The 19,102-nt window shown below is 63.6% G+C and carries 19 protein-coding genes; 10 read left to right on the top strand and 9 right to left on the bottom strand.

Features of this window, described 5'->3' with window-relative positions; genetic code table 11:
- Positions 1–92: 92 nt before the first annotated feature.
- From solA to U1R88_RS10625, 5 genes are all read left to right on the top strand, one after another.
- Positions 93–1,223, top strand: a complete 1,131-nt coding sequence (solA, locus tag U1R88_RS10645; RefSeq protein WP_322431198.1) for an N-methyl-L-tryptophan oxidase — start codon at positions 93–95, stop codon at positions 1,221–1,223.
- Between the two features lie 112 nt (positions 1,224–1,335).
- On the top strand, positions 1,336–2,220 hold the full coding sequence (locus U1R88_RS10640; protein WP_322431197.1) for a DMT family transporter: 885 nt from the start codon (positions 1,336–1,338) through the stop codon (positions 2,218–2,220).
- Positions 2,220–3,149 carry a DMT family transporter gene (locus U1R88_RS10635; protein ID WP_322431196.1) on the top strand — a complete coding sequence of 310 codons (930 nt, stop codon included), beginning with the start codon at positions 2,220–2,222 and terminating at the stop codon, positions 3,147–3,149. Before U1R88_RS10640 ends, U1R88_RS10635 begins: the two co-directional genes overlap by 1 nt.
- 14 nt (positions 3,150–3,163) lie before the next feature.
- Positions 3,164–3,949 (top strand): enoyl-CoA hydratase-related protein, encoded by a 786-nt coding sequence (locus U1R88_RS10630; RefSeq protein ID WP_322431195.1) that lies wholly within the window; start codon positions 3,164–3,166, stop codon positions 3,947–3,949.
- 166 nt (positions 3,950–4,115) lie between these two features.
- A complete protein-coding gene (locus U1R88_RS10625) occupies positions 4,116–4,328 on the top strand; it encodes a hypothetical protein (RefSeq protein WP_068286964.1) in 213 nt (70 codons plus the stop codon).
- A 366-nt stretch (positions 4,329–4,694) separates the two neighbouring features.
- Here the strand turns inward: U1R88_RS10625 and cml are convergent, their stop codons facing one another.
- The 6 genes from cml to cobS form a co-directional block, all read right to left on the bottom strand.
- Positions 4,695–5,915: a CmlA/FloR family chloramphenicol efflux MFS transporter gene (gene cml / locus U1R88_RS10620; RefSeq protein ID WP_322431194.1), complete on the bottom strand. Its 1,221-nt coding sequence runs from the start codon at positions 5,913–5,915 to the stop codon at positions 4,695–4,697.
- Between the two features lie 241 nt (positions 5,916–6,156).
- Positions 6,157–6,492, bottom strand: a complete 336-nt coding sequence (locus U1R88_RS10615; protein WP_068286959.1) for a hypothetical protein — start codon at positions 6,490–6,492, stop codon at positions 6,157–6,159.
- A 27-nt stretch (positions 6,493–6,519) separates the two neighbouring features.
- Complete coding sequence (locus U1R88_RS10610; RefSeq protein ID WP_068286957.1) at positions 6,520–7,395, bottom strand: NAD(P)-dependent oxidoreductase; 876 nt, start codon at positions 7,393–7,395, stop codon at positions 6,520–6,522.
- Positions 7,396–7,562: 167 nt separating this feature from the next.
- A complete protein-coding gene (locus U1R88_RS10605) occupies positions 7,563–8,348 on the bottom strand; it encodes a transporter substrate-binding domain-containing protein (protein WP_322431193.1) in 786 nt (261 codons plus the stop codon).
- 82 nt (positions 8,349–8,430) lie between these two features.
- Positions 8,431–8,679 (bottom strand): DUF1289 domain-containing protein, encoded by a 249-nt coding sequence (locus U1R88_RS10600; RefSeq protein WP_322431192.1) that lies wholly within the window; start codon positions 8,677–8,679, stop codon positions 8,431–8,433.
- 36 nt (positions 8,680–8,715) lie between these two features.
- Positions 8,716–9,522, bottom strand: a complete 807-nt coding sequence (gene cobS, locus U1R88_RS10595; protein WP_322431191.1) for an adenosylcobinamide-GDP ribazoletransferase — start codon at positions 9,520–9,522, stop codon at positions 8,716–8,718.
- Positions 9,523–9,708: 186 nt separating this feature from the next.
- On the opposite strand from cobS, the gene cobT reads away from it, so the two are divergent.
- The 3 genes from cobT to U1R88_RS10580 all read left to right on the top strand — a co-directional run bounded on the left by cobT (position 9,709) and on the right by U1R88_RS10580 (position 12,386).
- Positions 9,709–10,734 carry a nicotinate-nucleotide--dimethylbenzimidazole phosphoribosyltransferase gene (gene cobT, locus U1R88_RS10590; protein ID WP_322431190.1) on the top strand — a complete coding sequence of 342 codons (1,026 nt, stop codon included), beginning with the start codon at positions 9,709–9,711 and terminating at the stop codon, positions 10,732–10,734.
- A 241-nt stretch (positions 10,735–10,975) separates the two neighbouring features.
- Positions 10,976–11,275, top strand: coding sequence for a porin (locus tag U1R88_RS10585; RefSeq protein ID WP_322431189.1), 300 nt, complete (start codon positions 10,976–10,978; stop codon positions 11,273–11,275).
- Between the two features lie 352 nt (positions 11,276–11,627).
- Positions 11,628–12,386: an MBL fold metallo-hydrolase gene (locus U1R88_RS10580; protein WP_322431188.1), complete on the top strand. Its 759-nt coding sequence runs from the start codon at positions 11,628–11,630 to the stop codon at positions 12,384–12,386.
- A gap of 119 nt (positions 12,387–12,505) precedes the next feature.
- On the opposite strand, the gene U1R88_RS10575 is transcribed toward U1R88_RS10580, so the two are convergent.
- Both U1R88_RS10575 and dusA read right to left on the bottom strand, forming a co-directional pair.
- Positions 12,506–13,108, bottom strand: coding sequence for a hypothetical protein (locus U1R88_RS10575; RefSeq protein ID WP_322431187.1), 603 nt, complete (start codon positions 13,106–13,108; stop codon positions 12,506–12,508).
- Between the two features lie 111 nt (positions 13,109–13,219).
- Positions 13,220–14,206, bottom strand: coding sequence for a tRNA dihydrouridine(20/20a) synthase DusA (gene dusA / locus U1R88_RS10570; RefSeq protein ID WP_322431186.1), 987 nt, complete (start codon positions 14,204–14,206; stop codon positions 13,220–13,222).
- A gap of 486 nt (positions 14,207–14,692) precedes the next feature.
- On the opposite strand from dusA, the gene U1R88_RS10565 reads away from it, so the two are divergent.
- A complete protein-coding gene (locus U1R88_RS10565) occupies positions 14,693–16,060 on the top strand; it encodes an outer membrane protein (RefSeq protein WP_322431185.1) in 1,368 nt (455 codons plus the stop codon).
- Positions 16,061–16,233: 173 nt separating this feature from the next.
- Here U1R88_RS10565 and U1R88_RS10560 read toward each other — a convergent pair whose 3' ends face one another.
- Entirely contained in the window at positions 16,234–17,172 is a 939-nt protein-coding gene (locus U1R88_RS10560; RefSeq protein WP_322431184.1) for a LysR family transcriptional regulator, read from the bottom strand.
- A gap of 116 nt (positions 17,173–17,288) precedes the next feature.
- On the opposite strand from U1R88_RS10560, the gene U1R88_RS10555 reads away from it, so the two are divergent.
- Entirely contained in the window at positions 17,289–19,085 is a 1,797-nt protein-coding gene (locus U1R88_RS10555; RefSeq protein WP_322431183.1) for an adenine deaminase, read from the top strand.
- Positions 19,086–19,102: the final 17 nt, after the last annotated feature.

The raw sequence follows: 19,102 nt of genomic DNA, 5'->3' as shown, positions 1-19,102 counted from the left end.
GGACGAGGACGTCCGCGCTCCCGGGAAAACAACTTGTGGCCGGCAGGAAGGGTTGAAGACTCGGCCGGTTTGCCTTCCACTTGTCTCCCATAATGTCCAAGACCTTTGATGTAATCGTCGCCGGTGTCGGCGGCATGGGATCGGCCACCTGCTATCAGCTCGCCAAGCGGGGCGTGCGTGTACTCGGCCTCGAGAAATTCGAAATCGGCCATGCGATGGGCTCCTCGCATGGCCTGACGCGCATCCTGCGCCTCGCCTATTTCGAGGGCGAAGCCTATGTGCCCCTGGTGCAGCGGGCCCGGGAGTTGTGGATCGAGACCGGCAAGCTCACCGGCGAGCCGCTATTCTTCGAAGTCGGTGCGCTCGACATCGCCCATGAGGGCAGCGGCATCGTCGAGAAGGCACTCGAGGCCAGCCAGGCCCATGGCCTGGAGCACGAATTGCTCGATCGCGACGCCATCGAGGCACGCTATCCCTTCACGCTCGACCGCAATCATATCGGCCTCTATCAGCCCCAGTCGGGCTTCGTGGCTTCCGAGCGGGCCATCCTCGCCCATACGGCACTCGCCCTGCATCACGGCGCCGAGATTCACGGCTGCGAAGCCATGCTGGGCTGGGAGCCGACAGCGGATGGCGGGGTGCGCGTGACGACCGACCAGGGCAGCTACGAAGCCGGCAGGCTCATCCTGTCGCCCGGTGCCTGGATCGGGGAACTCGTGCCCGCGCTCAAGCGCTCGACCGAGGTGGTGCTGCAGACACTCGGCTGGTTCGCCCCTGCCCGGCCCTCCCTCTTCGACCTCTCCCATTTCCCGGTTTTCACGCTCGAAGCCGACGAGGGGCATTTCTACGGCTTCCCGCTCTGGCAGCATCCGGGATTCAAGCTCGGCTCCCCGCATTATGGCGGCGAAGCCTACGACCCCGACACGCCCAACCGGGAGCCTTCCCCCCGGCATCGCGAGCAATTGCGAGCCTGCCTCGCCAAACACATTCCGGGCGCCAATGGCGACCTGCTCGGCCTCAAGGCCTGCATGTATACGATGACGCCCGACGAGCATTTCATCATCGACACCCTGCCCGGCCACGAGCAGGTCATCGTCGCATCGCCCTGTTCGGGCCATGGCTACAAATTCGCCAGCGCCGTCGGCGAGGCCCTCGCCGAGCTCGCCACCACGGGCAGCAGCCGCCTCGACCTCGGCATGTTCAGCCTCGGGCGCTTTTCTTGAGATTCCCTCGGTTTGTCTTTGCCAAATCCTCAGACAAAGTATAGGTAAGTATTATTCTCTTACCTCCTGATTGCCCGCTGCCTGCCGGCGGCGATCTTTTGATTGCGCCTCCATGCCGCCCGCACAATCGCATTGGTCCGGAATCGTCGCGATGGTTCTCGCGACAGGGTTGTTTGTCGTCAGCGACAGCCTGATGAAGCTCACGGCGCAGGGTTTGCAGCCCTTCCAGGTCCTGTTCATGCGCGGTTTCTTCGGGCTGGTGTCCTGCAGCCTCCTGCTGGTCGCGACAGGGCAGATGCGCCAGCTCGGTGGCGCCCTGCATTGGCGCGCCATCTTGCGCGCGATGCTCGAGGCGGCAGCCACCTTCTTCTACATGGCGGCCCTGTCCGCCATGCCGATCGCCGATGCGATCGCCATCGGCCAGACCGCACCGCTGCTGGTCATCGTCGCCATGGCCGTGATCTTCCGCGAGCGGATCGGGGCGGTGCGCCTCGCTCTGGTCTGCACCGGCTTTCTCGGAGCCCTGCTGGTGGCACAGCCCGGCGGCGCAGGCCTGTCACCCGCGGCGCTCTACGCCTTTGTGACCGCAATGATGGTGGCGACGCGAGACCTGCTCACTCGCGGTACGCCCTCCACCATTCCTACTTTTGTCGTCCTCACCACCACGACCGTAGTGCTGACGCTCGCCACCGGCTGTGCCACCCTGATCCATGAGAGCTGGATGCCGCCCTCGCTCGATCAATGGGTGACCATGGCAGCATCCGGCTTCATCGTCACGCTCGGCCAGATGGCGATCTTCCTGAGCTACCGCAGGGCGCCGGCCGGGATCGTGGCGCCCTATTACTACAGCTTCACCGTCTGGGCGGTGATCGGCGGCTTCCTGGTCTGGGGCGAGGTGCCGAACGGGCTCGCCATAACCGGCATGGTGATGATCGTGGCAAGCGGGCTAGCCCTGCTCTTCGTCAGATCGAGGCGTACGCAGGAAGCCATCGCCTGATGACCACGGTTGCATTTACCCAGGCCGATCTCGGCCGCCAACGGGCCAATCAGCGCGGCATCATATTGATGATTGCTGCGATGGCATGCTTCGTGGTGAACGATTCCGTCGCCAAGCTCGCCACCGCCCGCATGCCCGTCAGCGAGGTGATCGCCATTCGCGGCGTCTTTGCGACGGCCTTCGTGCTCACCCTCATCCTGGCCAGCGGCCTTCAGCGCCATTTCCGCCTGATCTGGCAATGGCGGGTCGCCGCTCGCGGCGGCATGGAGAGCGTGGTCGCCTTCGCCTCCATTCTCGGCCTCAGCCATGTGCCGCTCGGCATCGCCACCGCCATCGGCCAGATCGCGCCGATCCTCCTGCTGGCCTTGTCGGCGCTGTTGCTCAAGGAGAAGGTCGACGCCAGGCGATGGGTGGCCGTGTTCGTCTGTTTTGCCGGCGTGATCCTGGTGGCTCGCCCGAGCACGGAAGGCCTCAATATCTATGTCCTGGCCACCCTGGCCTGCGCCGTGCTGGCGGCGCTGCGCGATCTCGTCACCCACCGCATCGGCGCCAGTGTGCCGACCCTGCTGGTGACGCTCGGCACCACGACCATCGTCTCCCTGGCCGGTTTTGCCGGCTCGGCCGTATCCGAATGGCAGCCGCTCCACCTTGCCGACTTCTCGCTCCTGATGCTGGGCGGCCTGAGTCTTGTCGGCGGGCATGCCCTGGTCATCGCCGCCTATCGCGGCACCGATGTCTCGGTCGTCAGCCCGTTCCGCTATTCGGCCATCGCGCTTTCGGTCCTGGCCGGGCTTGCGGTCTTCGGCGATTTACCCGATGTGTGGGCGGGTGCCGGCATGATATTGATCATCCTCAGCGGCCTCTATGCTGCCGGACGCGAAATGCGGCGCCGGCGGGCCATCGAGGCGGCGCTGGAAAAGGGTGTCTGAACGGGGAGTACGGCATGAGCGAGTTGGTGGTGGAGAATGTGGGTTCGGTACGCACTCTGAGGCTGAACCGCCCCACGAAGCTCAATGCCTTTACGGCAAGCCTCCACGCCGAACTCCGAACAGCGCTTTCAGCGGCAATTGCCGATGACGAGGTCAAGGTGATCGTGCTCACCGGTGAGGGGCGCGCCTTCTCCTCGGGCCAGGACCTCACCGAGGACCTGCCGCGCGACAGCCGGGGTGACATCGACCTCGGCCCCGCCCTGGAACGGGACTACAACCCCCTGATCAAGCAGATCGTCAGCTCTCCAAAGCCGACCATCGCGGCACTCAACGGCCCGGCCGTCGGTGCGTCCATGAACATCGCCCTGGCCTGCGATATCGTGCTGGCGTCGCGATCGGCGACCCTGCAGGAAGCCTTCGCCAAGATCGCCCTGATCCCGGATGCCGGCGGCACGTGGCTGCTGCCGCGCCTGATCGGCCCCAAGCGCGCGCTCGCCCTCATGCTGACCGCCGAGGCGGTGCCGGCGGAGGAAGCCTTGCGCATGGGCCTCGTCTACAAGCTCTATGAGGATGCCAGCTTCCGCGACGACGTCGCGGCCTTTGCTGCCAAGCTCGCCCTGGGCCCGGCCCTGGCTTTCCGCATGATCCGCGAAGCGGTGCTGGCCAGCGCCGACAACGATCTCGATGCCCAATTGGCCCTGGAAGCGGCGCTGCAGCGCGAGGCGGGCGCCTCGCACGATTTTGCCGAAGGCGTCGCCGCCTTCCTGGCCAAGCGGGCGCCACTGTTCCAGGGGCGCTGACGAAGCTTTCTGGGATTTAGCGGAAGCGCAAGGACGTGTCGAAACAAGGAACTCGAGCAAAGAAGTTCATGCATGAGCACACTGTGTTCCAGAATTGCGCTTTCTTAACGTGAAATCGCCGGCATTCCGGCCGAGAATGCAGCCAGTCTGAAGTTGAGGATTTGATTTGTTTCGTTCACGCTGGACCTTGCTGGTACTGGTCGCCATACTTGGCATTGCCGCCATCTATGTCAGCAGTAACCCGGAAATGGCGAGCCGCTACGCCCAGGCACAACGCGACGCAGCCTTGAGCGCCGATACCAAGCAGACCGTGATGCTGCTGATTGCCCTGGCGGTCGGCGGCTATCTCGCCTGGTTCTTCCTCATTCGCAAGGAGTGAGCGCTTCGGCGCTCGAAGACTATGGCGTTTTGCGGTTTGACGGGGTCACCTCGAATTGCATCTTTCTCTAGCTTCTTGTTTTGACGCGTTTTCTTGTTCGAAAAGTCTATCAACTCTTCTGGAAAACGCTCTAAGACGCCAGAAAAACGAAACCCCGCCATTGCTGACGGGGTTGCCTTGCGACAAAGGCCAGGATCAAACCCAAAGGCGAAACGCCGGCCCTTTCATTTCAATCGGCCCACCCCCCAGTACATCCGTGGTAGGGCTACCTTTCGATCAGGCACCCGACGCGTCCGCCGGATCACCCTTGGAAGGCTATATAGGAAGCCTTTGTGACGAGAACAAGACGGGCCGGAGCAAAATGCTTCAGCCCGCGGAGGAATTCTCGACGTCGATCCTCGACAGCCCTTCCCGCCTTGCTCCGGCAAGCAGAAGAACCAGGCTCGCCATGCCGGCGGCATAGGCTACCAGCGGCCAGGCGGTATCCCCCGGCAGAACCAGGACGACCAAGGTGCCGCCCACACTGACCATCAGGCTCTGCACGCAGAAATAGAGCGCAACAGCGGCACCGGCGATGTCATCGAAGCCCTGGAGCGCACCATTGGCAGCGACACCACCGGCGAGGACGATACCGACGGCGACCACCCACATCGGCGCGAGAAAGCTCCACCAGGATGCCGCTCCCGCCATCTCGCCCAAGGCAAGCAGGCCGGCGCCCGCCAGGATCGTCACCATGGCCCGCCTGAGGCAGCCCAGGCGTCCCCAGCTCTCGACACGGCCTGGCACGAAACGGGTTGCGACCATCATGGCGACGGCCGCCGTGGCGAAGGCAAGGCTGAAGGCCAGAGGCGAATAGCCGGCCCTGTCGATCAGCACCCGCGGCGCGGTGGAGAAGAAGACGAAGAAGCTTCCCATCGCCGTGCCGAAGCCCGCCGTATAGGTCCAGAAGGCATAGCTGGAGAGAACCGTAATGGCCGGACGCCGAGCGACCTCGACCGCTTCTCGCCGGGTCTCGGGCCAGCGCCACGCCGCTTGGGCGAACGCGGTGGCCATCAACAGTCCCAGCGTGAGGAAGATTGCCCGCCAGCCGAACTGATCGGCGATGAGTGCCCCGGCAATCGGCCCCAAGGCCGGCACGAAAGCGAGCATGGCGCTGAACAGGCTGTAGATGACGGCGCCTTCGGGACGTTCGGCGTAGACGTCCCGGACCGTGGCGAAGGTCGCCACCAGGCAGGCGGAGGCGCCGGCCGCCTGCAGGAAGCGCAGGGCCACGAAGACAGCGGCGTTGGAACTCGCCGCAAGTCCCAGAGACGCAAGCAGGAACAGGGCGGCACCGCCGATCAGCACCGGCCGGCGGCCGGTGCGGTCGGACAGCGGCCCGAAGACGATCTGCCCGGCCCCCAGCATCACCATATAGAGGCTGAGGGTCAGTTGAATCACCGCTACGCTGGTTTCCAGCATCGCCGGCATGATGGGCACGATGGGCAGATAGATATCCATGGCCAGGGAGGCGAGGATATCGAAGGGGGCCATCAGCAACAGGGCCGACGGCAAGGCATGGCCCCAGACGGGGTTTTTGGCAGGCATGACGAAACATCCGCTCAAATGAAAACATTCGGCGGCGGTCTGCCTCTTTAGTGCGAAACCGGATGGGATCGGACAGAACGCCGCAACAACATCGACATGTCGTTGCGGCCTAGCGGTCCGACGATTTGAGGCCTCTCATGTCCGGCTCCTGTGAAACGGATGAAACAAGGCCTCTAGCAAAATGCCGACGGGCGAACAATCCTCGGCGGCGAAACCTCCTGTCAGGCGTCGCCTCCCCCCGTCAAGATCGCGAGCCATCCAAATCGGAGACGAGGCGCAGATAGCCGCCGCGATAGTCCCCGAAGTCGGTCAATTGCGCATCCACCGACTGTGCCGCCGTCTGGGCTCTCCCCACCCAGCTGCGCACACCGGCGACATCCTCGGAAGTCGTCTCCAATTCGGCACCGACATGGCGTTGCAGGAAGGCGACAAGGCTGGCGACAGCTTCGTCGAGCCCGGATGCCGTGGCCAGCATCAGGCTTTCATAGAGCTTGCCCTCTTCCTCGTCTGTCTCGGCATTGTAGTCCGGCTCGCCATCGAAACCCGGCGGCGAGCCCATATCCTCGAGGGTCTTCATGCGTGCGGCTTTCCTATCCTCGCCCGATCAACTGCGCGGCTTTTCGAGCCGGGCGACGAGGCTGCAGGTATCCCAGCGCCGGCCGCCCATGGCCTGGACCTCGGCATAGAACTGGTCGACCAGGGCCGTCACCGGCAATTGGGCACCGTTCGCCCGGGCGGTTTCGAGGCAGATGCCCAGATCCTTGCGCATCCAGTCGACCGCGAAGCCGAAATCGAACTTGCCTTCCTGCATCGGCTTCCAGCGATTTTCCATCTGCCAGGATTGCGCGGCTCCCTTCGAGATCACGCCGATCACCTTCTCGAGGTCGAGCCCGGCCTTGTTGGCGAAATGGACGCCCTCGGACAGGCCCTGCACCAGCCCGGCGATGCAGATCTGATTGACCATCTTGGTCAGCTGACCGGCGCCCGAAGGACCCATGAGCTGGCAAGCCTTGGCATAATGGGCGATCACCGGTTCGGCCCGGGCATAGACATCGGCATCGCCGCCGCACATCACCCCGAGCGCACCGTTCTCGGCGCCGGCCTGCCCACCGGAAACCGGAGCGTCGACGAAGCCGAGGCCAAGCTTGCCGGCAGCTTCATAGAGTTCGCGCGCGACCTCGGCGGAAGCTGTGGTGTGGTCGACGAAGATGGCGCCCTTCTTCATGCCGGAAAAGGCGCCTTGCGGCCCAGTCGTCACCGAGCGCAAATCATCGTCATTGCCCACGCAGGCAAAGACGATGTCGGCATCCTTGGCTGCCTCGGCCGGGGTCGGCGCAGAGGCGTTGCCGTATTTCTCTACCCAGGCCTGCGCCTTGGCGGGCGTACGATTGTAGACGGTGACCTGATGGCCACCCTTTACGGTCAGATGGCCCGCCATCGGAAAGCCCATCACGCCGAGACCGAGAAACGCCACTTTCATCGCAAGAACTCCTTTGTCCCAGCGCTTCTAGAGCAAAGCGCGTGCAAGCGTGAACGCTTATTTGCTCCGGCTCCGTGTTCCCAAGCCAATCCAAAGGATTGGCTAAGGCGTCCCTGCGATTCTTGGTGTTTCCACCAAATCGCAAAACGTTCGAGCAGCTGCCGGGCTCAATAGATCGAGAAGGGGAAATATTTGTCGTTGATCGTCTTGTAGGTGCCATCGGCGACGATATCGGCAATCGCCTTGTTGAATTTTTCGGCAAGATCCACATCGCTCTTGCGCAGGGCGATCCCCTCGCCTTCCCCGAAGAACCTGGCATATTTCGCCAGGTCGACATCGGCCTTCAGTTCACAGCAGGTGCTTTCGGGCTTGCCCAGCCAGCCGGCCAGCATCAGCTTGTCGGCAAGCACGGCATCGAGGCGCCCGGTCACAAGATCGGCATTGGCCTCGCTTTGGTTGCCATAAAGCTTGATCTGGGCGCCTCCTGCCTGGATCTCCGCCTGCAGGAAGGAAGCCTGCACCGTGTTGGCGACGACGCCGACCACCCTGTCCTTCAGCCCCGCCGCATCCCAGGCGGCGATCTTGCTGTCCTTGCGTGCCACGAAGCTCGTCGGTCGATCGTAATAGCGATTGGTGAAAGCGACCTGGCGCCGCCGCTCCGGCGTGATCGACATGGAGGAGACGATGGCGTCGACCTTGCCGGCGTTCAAGGACGGAATCAGGGTATCCCAATCGAGGACTTCGAAACTGCAGGCCGCATCCATTTTCCGGCAGAGCGCCTTGGCGATATCGACATCGAAACCGATGGGCTCATCCTTGGCATCGAGCTGGTTGAAGGGCGGATAGCCGCCCTCGGTGGCGATGCGGATGGATTTCCACTCCCTTGCCGAGGCCGTACCGCCGGTGAAGGCGGCGAAAGCTGCAGCCAAGATGAGAGCGCCGATCCGAATCATGCCATCTCCTCGATGCTTCCCCAAAGTACCCGGCGATTTGGTGCAACCGCCCACAGGGAGTTCAGCCATTCAAATGTGGCATTCATACGCGATTGCGCCGCCCGGTCCGCCGCCGCGCCGCCATCATGGCGTCGAAAGCATCGCGGGCGGCTTGCAAGGCCGGCGTTCGCGAAAAGCGATCCGGCAATCTCGCCATCAGCACCAGGCGATCCTCCTCGCTCATCTCCACCCAGCGACCGATTTCCAGGCTGGTGCGTCCGCAACCGATGCAGAAGCCGCTCGCCGCATCGATGCGGCAAATGGCGACGCAAGGTGTGGAGGTGATCTGCATGGCGTTCACAATCCGACTAAGCGAGGTATCAATAATTTAGACATGCCAGCCCAGAGGCGCCAGAGCGCCTGCCAGGATTGCCATTTCGGCGAGCATCACGGCAGCACCACAGACATCGCCGGTCTGCCCGCCAATCTGCCGTTCAGCCAGCCGCATGACAGCATAGGCCGCCGCAAGCCCCGCCAGGGGTGCGAGAACCGACATGAAATGGCCGGTTCCGGCCCAGGCCAGCAAAGCCGTTGCGATCATGGCGGGGACGGCGCCGGAGCGCCAGGCATGGCCGGTCAACCGGCCTGCCGAAGCGCCGGCACCATCCGGGCGCGCCGGCCCCAGCAAAACCAGCGGCAACAGCCCCAGGATGCGGGAAGTGCCGACGGCAGCGGCCAGGACCATGCCCGTGCGCCAGACATCGCCTGTCGTCGTCAGCAACGCAGCAAGCAGTGACACCCGGGCGGCGAGAGCCAGCATCAGGGCGGTCGCTCCATACGCACCGATGCGCGAATCACGCATGATCTCCAGCTTGCGCTCGAGCGTGCCGCCACCGCCGAAACCATCGGCGACATCGGCAAGCCCGTCCTCATGCATGGCACCGGTCATCACCGCCAGGGCAGCGACCGCGAAGATGGCGGCAACCGTTGCAGGCAAGCCGGCGAGATGGGCGATAATCAGTACGATGGCGGCCGCCAGGCCGAGCACGGCCCCGGCCAGCGGCGTCACCGGCGCCAGCCGCTCCATGTCGGGCCGGCCATGCGGATCGGCCTCGAAGGACAGGACGGGCAACGGCAAGCGCGACCAGAAGCGCAGAGCCTGCGGAACGCTGGCGAGAAAGGGGGAATGCATCATGGCGACAACCTGCATGCCATGCTGACACCCATCAAATCAACGGTGCGACGGGCTCGCACAGCCCGGCTCCTGCCTGCTCCCCCGTGTCGAGACCGGGGCATCAACCGTCGTCACGCGACCTTTCCGCCGCGCGGTCGTCGGTCTATAAGCGCGGCAAATCATCTCTCCCACATTGGAAACATCCCAATGGCTTTTGCCGGCACCGCCCTGCCCTTCGACGACATCCGCGAGCTCGCCCGTAGCATGCCCGCCCTCGACGCCAACGCCGTGGCGGGTGTGAAGCAGCGTGACGGTCAACTGACCAAGCCGCCGGGCAGCCTCGGCCGGCTGGAGACCATCGTCGAATGGCTCGCTGCCGTTCAGGCCACGCCCTCCCCCACCGTCTCGCGCCCCCTGGTGGCGATCTTCGCCGGCAATCACGGCGTGGTCGCCCGCGGCGTTTCGCCCTATCCGCAGGAAGTCACACGCCAGATGCTGGAGAATTTCGCGGCAGGGGGTGCCGCGATCAACCAGATCTGCTCGACCTTCGACATCGGCCTCAAGGTTTTCGATCTCGCCCTGGACATCCCCACCGGCGACATAACCTGCGAGGCAGCGCTCGACGAGAAGGCCTGTGCTGCCACCATGGCCTTCGGCATGGAGGCGGTCTCCGGCGGCATCGACCTGCTGGTCCTGGGTGAGATGGGCATTGGCAACACCACCATCGCCGCCGCCATCTATCACGCCCTCTATGGCGGAGAAGCCGCTCATTGGGTCGGTCGCGGCACGGGTGTCGACGATGCCGGCCTCGCCCGCAAGATCGCGGCTGTCTCGGCCGCGGTCGAATTCCACCGCAGTCATCTCAAGGACCCCCTCGAAGTGCTGCGGCGCCTGGGCGGCCGTGAAATCGCCGCGATGGCCGGCGCCATCCTGGCGGCTCGAAGCCAGCGCGTGCCCGTGGTGCTGGACGGCTATGTCGTCTGCGCCGCCGCCGCGATCCTCCACGCGATGGATCCCGCCCTGCTGGACCATTGCATCGCGGGACATGTCTCTGCCGAGGGCGCCCATGGCGATGTTCTGGCTCGGCTCGGCAAGAAGCCGCTGCTTGATCTCAATATGCGACTCGGCGAAGCATCCGGCGCGGCCTTGGCGGTATCTCTTATCAAAGCGGCGCTTGCCTGCCATACCGGCATGGCGACCTTCGCGCAGGCGGGCGTTACCGACAAGGCGTGAGCTGCTCTCCATGGTACAGACGGGGCCGCGGGACGGCTGGATGTAACAAACCGTTACATCTCGTGTTCTAGCCCGAAAAGCTTTGCCGCGAAGTGGTCACGATCGGGCGCTAGGCCTGAGTCGCTGCTAGAGTCGGGTATGTTTCGACAAAAATACCTGCTTTGCTCCAATTTTCGTTTCGACGCGTCTTTGCGATTTCCGGGGAATGCCTCCAATCGCAAAACGCTTTAGGAGCCTATTCATGTTCAGGACGATCAGTGCTGCCATTGCCGTGCTTGCCTTCACGGCGCCTGGCTTTGCCGGCGAGAAAACGGATCCCCGCTGCAGCCAATATGGCGAAGGCTTCGTCTATTCGGCCGATACCGGCATGTGCATCAGGGTCGGCGGCGAGTTCCGTGCCGATTACGGTTTCAGGAAGCAGAGCGGCCTCGGCCAACAGAGCGGCTTTGGCTCCACCGTCAAGGGCCATGTCGATGCGCGCGGCAACAGTGATCTCGGGCCCTTCCGCATCGTGGTCGAGCCCACTGCCCGCAAATTCTGACCCGGGCAGATTCTTCCCGGCCGAACCCCGAGCCTCGATCGGAAGGAATCCGTAAGATCTCAAATGCTTGCGGCGTTTGAAGCCGTTCGCTTTGTGCGTTTTCGCACAGACAGTTTCAGCATTTCGTGGGCTGGCCGCTCCTGGCTCATTCTCGCTGGTTTTGCCTGCTTTCTTTAAGTTGAAGTCCTTGGACTTTTCGGTTCATACCGGTGGGTGACTTGACGCGCATCACCCGGTTAAGGCCTCGCCGATCCTGCGAGGCTTGTCATCGAAATAGAACAGACTTCGGCATGAGGCAGATCCTTTTCCGCTCCCTCCAATTCGCGGCGCCCCGGCGGCAGGAGGTCCTGCCATGCGCGTGACGGTGGTCGGCTGTGGCGATGCCTTCGGATCAGGCGGACGGTTCAACACCGCCAGCCTGGTCGAGATCGAGGATCCGCAGGAGGGGCGCACCATCTGCCTGCTCGATTGCGGCGCGACCACGATGACGGCGCTCAGCGCCATGGGCATCGATCCCGACCAGGTCGACCTGATCATGCTGACCCACCTGCATGGCGATCATTTCGGCGGCATTCCTTTCCTGCTGCTCGATGCCCAATGGGTCCGCAAGCGCACCCGCTCGCTGCGCATCATCGGCCCTCCCGGCACGATCGAGCGCCTGTCCACCACCATCGAGGCGCTGTTTGCCGGCGCTACCATGGAGACGCCCTGGAGCTTCGCCTGGAGCGTGGAGGAAATGGCGCCGGGCACGCAGCGCGACGCCCAGGGCTTTACGATCCGTACCGTCGAGGTGGTGCATCCCTGCGGCGCGCCGGCCACGGCCGTACGGCTCGAAGGTGGCGGCAAGGTCTTCGTCCATTCCGGCGATACCGAATGGACCGAGGTCTTGCCTCAGATCGCCGACGGCGCGGACCTGCTCTTCCTCGAATGCTTCGCCATCGAGGAGACCCCGCCCCATCTCGACTATAATCGCCTGCTGGCCCGCCGCGGCGATTTCAACGCCAAACGCGTGGTGCTCACCCATATGGGCCCGACCATGCTGGCCTATCGCGACAAGGTCGACCGCACCCTGTTCGACCTTGCCGAGGACGGCATGGTGATCGACGTTTAGCGGCTCCTCCCTGGAGCGCGGACATCTTGTCCGCTCTTGTAAAGACATTGTCGGTTGGTAAGCAGAGCGGACATCGCGACATGCAGCATGTCGCTGAGATGTCCGCGCTCCTACTGTGGTCACATCGGTGGCGCGGCGCCGTTCTGGCCGGTGGCCACGCTGTTGGTCCGCCAGTCCTTGCCGTCGGGCTGGGCCACCACGAAAACGGCAATCCCCGGCTTGATGATCGTCCGCTCGGCCGCATTGAATTGCACCACGGGAACCTGCGGCGGGATCACGATCTTGCGGCTGCCACCAGGGAAGCTGAGCGTGACCTCCCTGCCCTTGTCCGTCGAGACGACCGCGCCACCCACCGTGCCGTTGGTCATGCGGGCGCCCGGCTGGGAATCCCAGTCCCGCTCGCCCTCGCCGCTCTTGACGCCGGGCGGAAAGACATGGACCTCCAGCGATTTTCCGGAGCCGTCCGCCTGGGGGATCTGCGCCGTGCCGATGAAGCTGCCGGCATGGATGGCCTCCACGCCGATCGGCGCCACCAGCCGGGCCTTCCAGTCCGGCGTGAGATGGATCGAGACGCTCTGGCCGTCCTTGGTCTTGAGGCTGAGCCCCTTGCTGTCCATCGCTTCGATCGTGCCGCGGAAGATCTTGCGCGGGGCCTCCTGCGCCTGGGCCGGCAGGATGAAGCCAAGCGCCAGCAGGCCGGCAAGCCGATAGGGTTTCGTCATGATGCAAACTCCGCGCCCCCACGACGCAACGGCGTCCCCCGATGAGGCAGCATAGCGCTCCGGCAGGACGAGGCGATTCACTTTGGCGGGAGCGGCGTGCGATCAGCCCGATCAGGCGGCCTTGGCCTCGATGGCGCGGCGGACATGCGCCGCCGCCTCGAACAGCACCTCGAGCCCGGCCCCGGGCTTGACCGCCTCGGTGGCGAGATGGCGCCGATAGAGCCGCGCACCCGGCCGACCCGGGAAGAGGCCGATCATGTGGCGGGTGATCGAGCTCAGCCGCACGCCCTGTGTCAGCTGTGCCTCGATATAGGGCGCCATCGCCTCGATGGCTTCGAAGCCGTCGGCAACCGGCGCGGCCACGCCGAACAGGGTGGGATCGACAGCCAGCAAGATCTCGGGATTCTGATAGGCCTCGCGCCCGACCATGACGCCATCGAGACAGGCCCGATGCGTGCCCCACTCCTCGACGGCCTTGATGCCGCCATTGATGGAGATGTTGAGGTCAGGGTTGGCTTCCTTCAGCCTGTAGACGCGGCCATAGTCGAGCGGCGGCACGTCGCGGTTCTCCTTCGGGCTCAGGCCCTTCAGCCAGGCCTTGCGCGCATGCACGATCAGGGCGTCGACGCCGGCGGCCCGGACGGTCGCGGTGATACGATCGAGTGCAGCCTCGGGATCCTGCTCGTCGATGCCGATGCGGCATTTGACGGTGACGGGTAGGTCGACGGCGGCCTTCATGGCGGCGACGCACTCGCCCACCAATTCGGGCTCCGCCATCAGGCAGGCGCCGAACCGCCCTTCCTGCACGCGGTCGGACGGGCAGCCGACATTGAGATTGATCTCGTCATAGCCGAAATCGGTGCAGATACGGGCCGAGGTGGCCAGGTCCTTCGGATTGGAACCGCCGAGCTGCACGGCGATGGGATGTTCCTCGCCCGAAAAGCCGAGCAGACGCTGCCGGTCGCCGTGAATCACGGCACCGGTGGTCACCATCTCGGTGTAAAGCAAGGCCTTCGCCGAGAGGATGCGGTGGAAGAACCGGCAATGACGATCCGTCCAGTCCATCATCGGGGCGATGGAGAAGTCTCGTTCCAACATGCTGCTTTCGTTACTCTTTCACACTCGCGGCACCCATCCTGAGGGCGTCGGGCCGCCAAGCGCCGCAGGCTCTTACCGCATTTTCCCGTTTTTTTCAAAGAGTTGATCGGCCCTCCGTCAGCCGACGTGCCCGACATAATAGCTTGGAAAGTGGCGAAGGTCCGGAAGCAGCGCGAGACGTAGCCGCATCGGAAGGAAATCATGACCATTCGCTGAAGCCACCTCGACCAGATCGGTACGCGCGTTCTGGTTGGCAACATGAAGAACCCAGGGGAGAAGGTCGGCAACGAAACCTGAAGCGATCTGGTGCCAGCAACCGCCTGAGCGTTGCTTGTTTTATAAACAGTTTAAAAGGCCAATCTGACTAAGCCGAATGGAATGTAACCTTGAAACTGCTATGTTTTTCGGCCGTTTTGGAATAATAGACTTTGCGTTTAGCAGTGCGCGATGCCATAATTCTCCGGCAATGCGCCGCTGGAGAGTTTCATGCGCCCGAATCGTGATGCCAAACATTCTCGATCAAAGATAGCCTATCAAGTATTATTGGCGGCAACAGGACTTCTAGCCATCCCAATAGACGGACAGGCGCAGGAATCAACTGCTCTCTCCCTGTCCTATTCGCCATCCTATTCTTGGGCCGGGGCCTATTTCGGGGCGCAAACCGGCGGCGGATGGGCGCGTGCTCATTACAGCCTGGGCCCCGCCACCCGAAGGCGACCGGCTCAACCAATCGACATGGCCGGTGGTTTGGCCGGGGTCTATGCGGGATATAATTTTCAGTCGGGCCCATTGGTGGCCGGCATGGAGGCTGACTTCGCAAAGACATGGATTCGCGGGGATCGCTTCGTCGTACCGCTCAATGCCATGTCCGTCGGTTCGCAGATCGATTGGAGCGTTTCCGTTCGGGGGCGGCTGGGATACGCGATCGGCAACTTCCTGCCCTATATAACCGGCGGAGTGACGTTCGCCGACGCCAATTTCCCGACCGCCCTGTATGGCGGGCAGGCACCCCGCAACGACCACCAGTCGCATGTCGGATGGACCATCGGCGCAGGCATCGAATACGGGCTATCCGAGAACCTGATCCTTCGCACCGAGTATCGCCATACCGATTTTGGCAAGAAATACGTATTCCGAACGATGCCCGATGGTTCCGCCGATCGCCCGGCGCAAACCTCAATCGCCACCGACGAGATCCGGCTCGGCATCGCCTGGAAACTTGGAGCCCCGTCTGGATGGGGCGAGCAAGCTCTTCCTTGGGCGAAACTCCCGCCCTTTGATTGGAGTGGCCCCTACGCCGGCGCCCAGGCCGGCTTCGCCTGGGAACGGTCCAGCTATTATCCGCTCACGGCAATATCGTCACGGGTTCAGTTGAACACGTCGACCACCGTCCCGTGGATTTTCGCCGGCTATAACTGGCAGGTTGGAAGGATCGTCCTGGGTGGGGAAGGCGACGTTCTCCTATCGAAAATCAACTCCCGCGGGGTCCTGAGGGATGCCCATGGTACACCCTACCCAGACTTCCAGGTCGCGTCTGCCCTGGATCATGCTTGGTCGGTTCGGGGTCGGCTCGGTTTCGCTTTCGGTCGATTTCTTCCCTACATTACCGGAGGCGTAGCCGGAGCCAAATTCAGTCATACCGTTGAGACCCCCTTCGAGCAGCGGAAGTTCAACCATCGTTTCACCCGTTGGACGGCCGGAGCCGGGGTCGACTACGCACTCACCAATCATCTGCTCGTCAGAGCGGAATACCGCTACACCCCCTATGGAGAAGTCACTCCGCGCGGTGGCCCCCGCCATATGATCGACGTCAGGACGGATGAGGTTCGCATCGGTGCCGCCTTCAAGCTGTGAGGGGATGGGTCTCAACGGCCAAGGCAATCTTTGAGCGCAGGCGACGGCGCCTGCCTCGTCGAACGGAGAGGCTCTGCATACGTTGGCGAAAGAGAAGTTCTTGGTATGGTTGCGGGACACCGCTTTCTCTGCTCATGCGCCTCTAGCGCCTACCACGAGGATATCGCCCGCCGTCAGTCGACGCGCTCGACATAATAGCGAGGCACCCTTCCCTTTTCCCGGTTGCGATAGAAATCGGCGCAGAAATCGGCGAAGGCCCGGAAGCGGCGCGAGACGTGCCGGCGCCGGGAATAGATCAGGTTGATCGCAGTCTCCGGCGAGCGCCATTGCGGCAGGACCGGCGCGAGCAAGCCGTGCTCGCATTCGGTCTCGACGAAGAAACCGGGCAGATAGGCGATGCCTTCGCCGGCCACCGCAAAATATTTGAGGGTCCAGTAGTCGTTGGTCATGCAACTCACCGGCGGCAGGATGTCGGTCTCCGCGCCCTGTGCATCGGCGAGATACCAGGATTGCGGACGGGTGGGCTGGCGGAAGATCAGGCCGCGATGGCCGGCGAGATCGTCGGTCGTTTCAGGCAGGCCGTGGCGGTCGAGATAGCCCGGGCTGGCATAGAGCCCGTAGGAGGCCGTCGCCAGGCGGCGGCTGACATAGTCGATCTCGGACGGCTCTCCCCAGTGGAAGATACCGTCGAGGGCGAGTTCGGTGACATCCGAGAAGGGCTGGCGCGAAGTGAGGAACATCACGTCGAGCACCACCTGCGGATAATTCTGGCGGAAGGCGAACAGCAGTTCGGAGGTGATGGTGGTGCCGAACTCGCCGGTGGAACCGACGCGCAGCGTGCCGGCGACCTCGTGGCGCATCTCGGCCATGGCCGTCGCCGCATCCTCGCAGCTTGCCTGGATGCGCCGGGCGTGGCGCAGCAATTCGGAGCCGGCATCGGTCACGTGGAGGTGATGGCCTTCGCGCACGAAGAGTTCGACGCCGAACTCGTCCTCGAGTTGGCGGATGCGATGGCTGAGCGTGGATTTGGGGAGCCGGTGCAGCCGCGCGGCCGCTGAAATCGAGCGGGCATCCGCCACCTTCACGAAGCAATCGATGATGGAAAGATCCATGCCGGCCCCAATTTCGTTCAAAGAATTGGACGATCAGTTCATCGGATAGCCTAATTCGACCAGTTGTGTAAACGATCGGCGGCCGGAATACTTCCTTTCAATCCAGGGAGGTTTCAGTGACGGATATACGGGAGTTCATTCGCGCCGCGTCGGGCCATGGCGCCAAGGCGAGTCTGGCGGTTCGCGGCGGGCGGCTGGTCAATGTGGTGTCGGAAGAGATCTACAAGGCCGACATCGCCATTCTCGGCGACCGCATCATCGCCGTGGGCGATATCGCCGACCATATTGGGCCGCAGACCGAGATCATCGATGCCAGCGGCAAATATCTCTGCCCGGGCATGATCGACGGGCATCTGCATGTCGAATGCTCCAAGCTCTCGATCACCAGCTTCGCCAAGGCCGTCGTGCCGCTCGGCACCACCTCGATCGTCACCGGCCTCGACCAGATCATCGTGGTGGGCGGCCCGGCCGCAGCCCGCGAATTCCTCGACGAGGCCCGCCAGACGCCGCTGAAAGTGTTCTGGGGCGCGCCCTGCAAGACGCCATACACCATGCCCCGCTCGACCGTCGGGCATTATTTCGGCCCGCAGGATCACCTCGCCACCCACCACTGGCCCGAATGCGTCGGCATCTGGGAGACGGTGCGCGAGTTCATCCAGGAGGAGGATGCCGACGTGCTCAAGGCGATCGAGATCGCCGAGGCCAGCCGCCTGCCCCTGCTCGGCTGCTGCCCAATGACGCGCGGTGCCCGGCTCGACGCCTATCAGCAGGCCCGCGTGCGCGCCGACCATGAGAGCTACACGCCCGAGGAGATGCTGGAGAAGCTGCGCGCCGGCATGCATGTGGTGGTGCGCGAATCCTCGATCTCGCACTTCCTTTCCGACAATCTGCGCATCGTCACCGAAATGGGCGTGAAAGCGCTGCGCCGTATCAGTTTCTGCACCGACGACGTCGTCGCCAGCGATATCCTGGCCCGCGGCCATCTCGACAACATGGTCCGCATGGCGATCGCCATGGGCATCTCGCCGATGGCGGCGATCCAGATGGCGACGATCAACGGCGCCGATGCCCTCAGGATCGACGACAAGGTCGGCTCGATCTCGCCGGGGCGGGCTGCCGACATCCTGCTGGTCAACGACCTGCGCGACTTCAAGATCGAGGCCGTGATCGCCAAGGGCACCCTGGCGGCGCGCGACGGCAGGATGGCCGTCGATCTCGCGCCTCCCCCACGCAGCGAGGCCTTGCTGCACTCGATCAAGCTCGAACCGATCAAACCTGAAGAAATCGCCGTGCCCGTCACCGGCGCCGGCGACAGTGCCGACGTCCTGGCGATCGCGGTAACGCCGGAGAAGATCTTCGTGCGCACGCGGCGCGACGTGACGCTGCCGGTGAAGGACGGGCGCGTACAAGCCGATATCGGCCAGAACGTGCAGTACATCACCGTGATCGAACGCTACGGCAAGACGCGCAACCGCCCCGTCGCCTTCACCTCCGGCTTCGGCCTGAAGGCCGGCGCCATGGCCAGTTCCACTGCCCCGGATGACAACAACATCATCTGCATCGGCACCGATGCCGAAGACATGGCCGTTGCCATCAACCATCTCATCGCCAACCAGGGCGGCCAGGTGGTGGTGCGCGATGGCAAGGTGCTCGAATTCCTGCATCTGCCGATCGGCGGCATCGTGGCGGATATCGAGCCTCAGGCGATGGCCGAGAAGGAATTGCGGCTCGACGACGCGGTGCGGAGCCTCGGTTGCGACCTGCCCTGGCCGTTCATGTACATGTTCGTGCTGCAGATCACTGCGATTCCCGATTATGCGATCACCGATCTCGGCGTGGTCGATTGCGTGAACCTGAAGGTGATCTCGCCGCTGATCCAAGCGGCGGGTAGCGACATCGGGGCAGCGGCATAGACAGCCCCTGCCCAGCT

Origin of the sequence: Labrys sedimenti (genome assembly GCF_034424805.1) — a bacterium.
GTDB classification, from domain to species: Bacteria; Pseudomonadota; Alphaproteobacteria; order Rhizobiales; family Labraceae; genus Labrys; species Labrys sedimenti.
The sequence above is the reverse complement of the archived record's forward strand: the minus strand, read 5'-3'. Positions and strand labels throughout refer to the sequence as shown.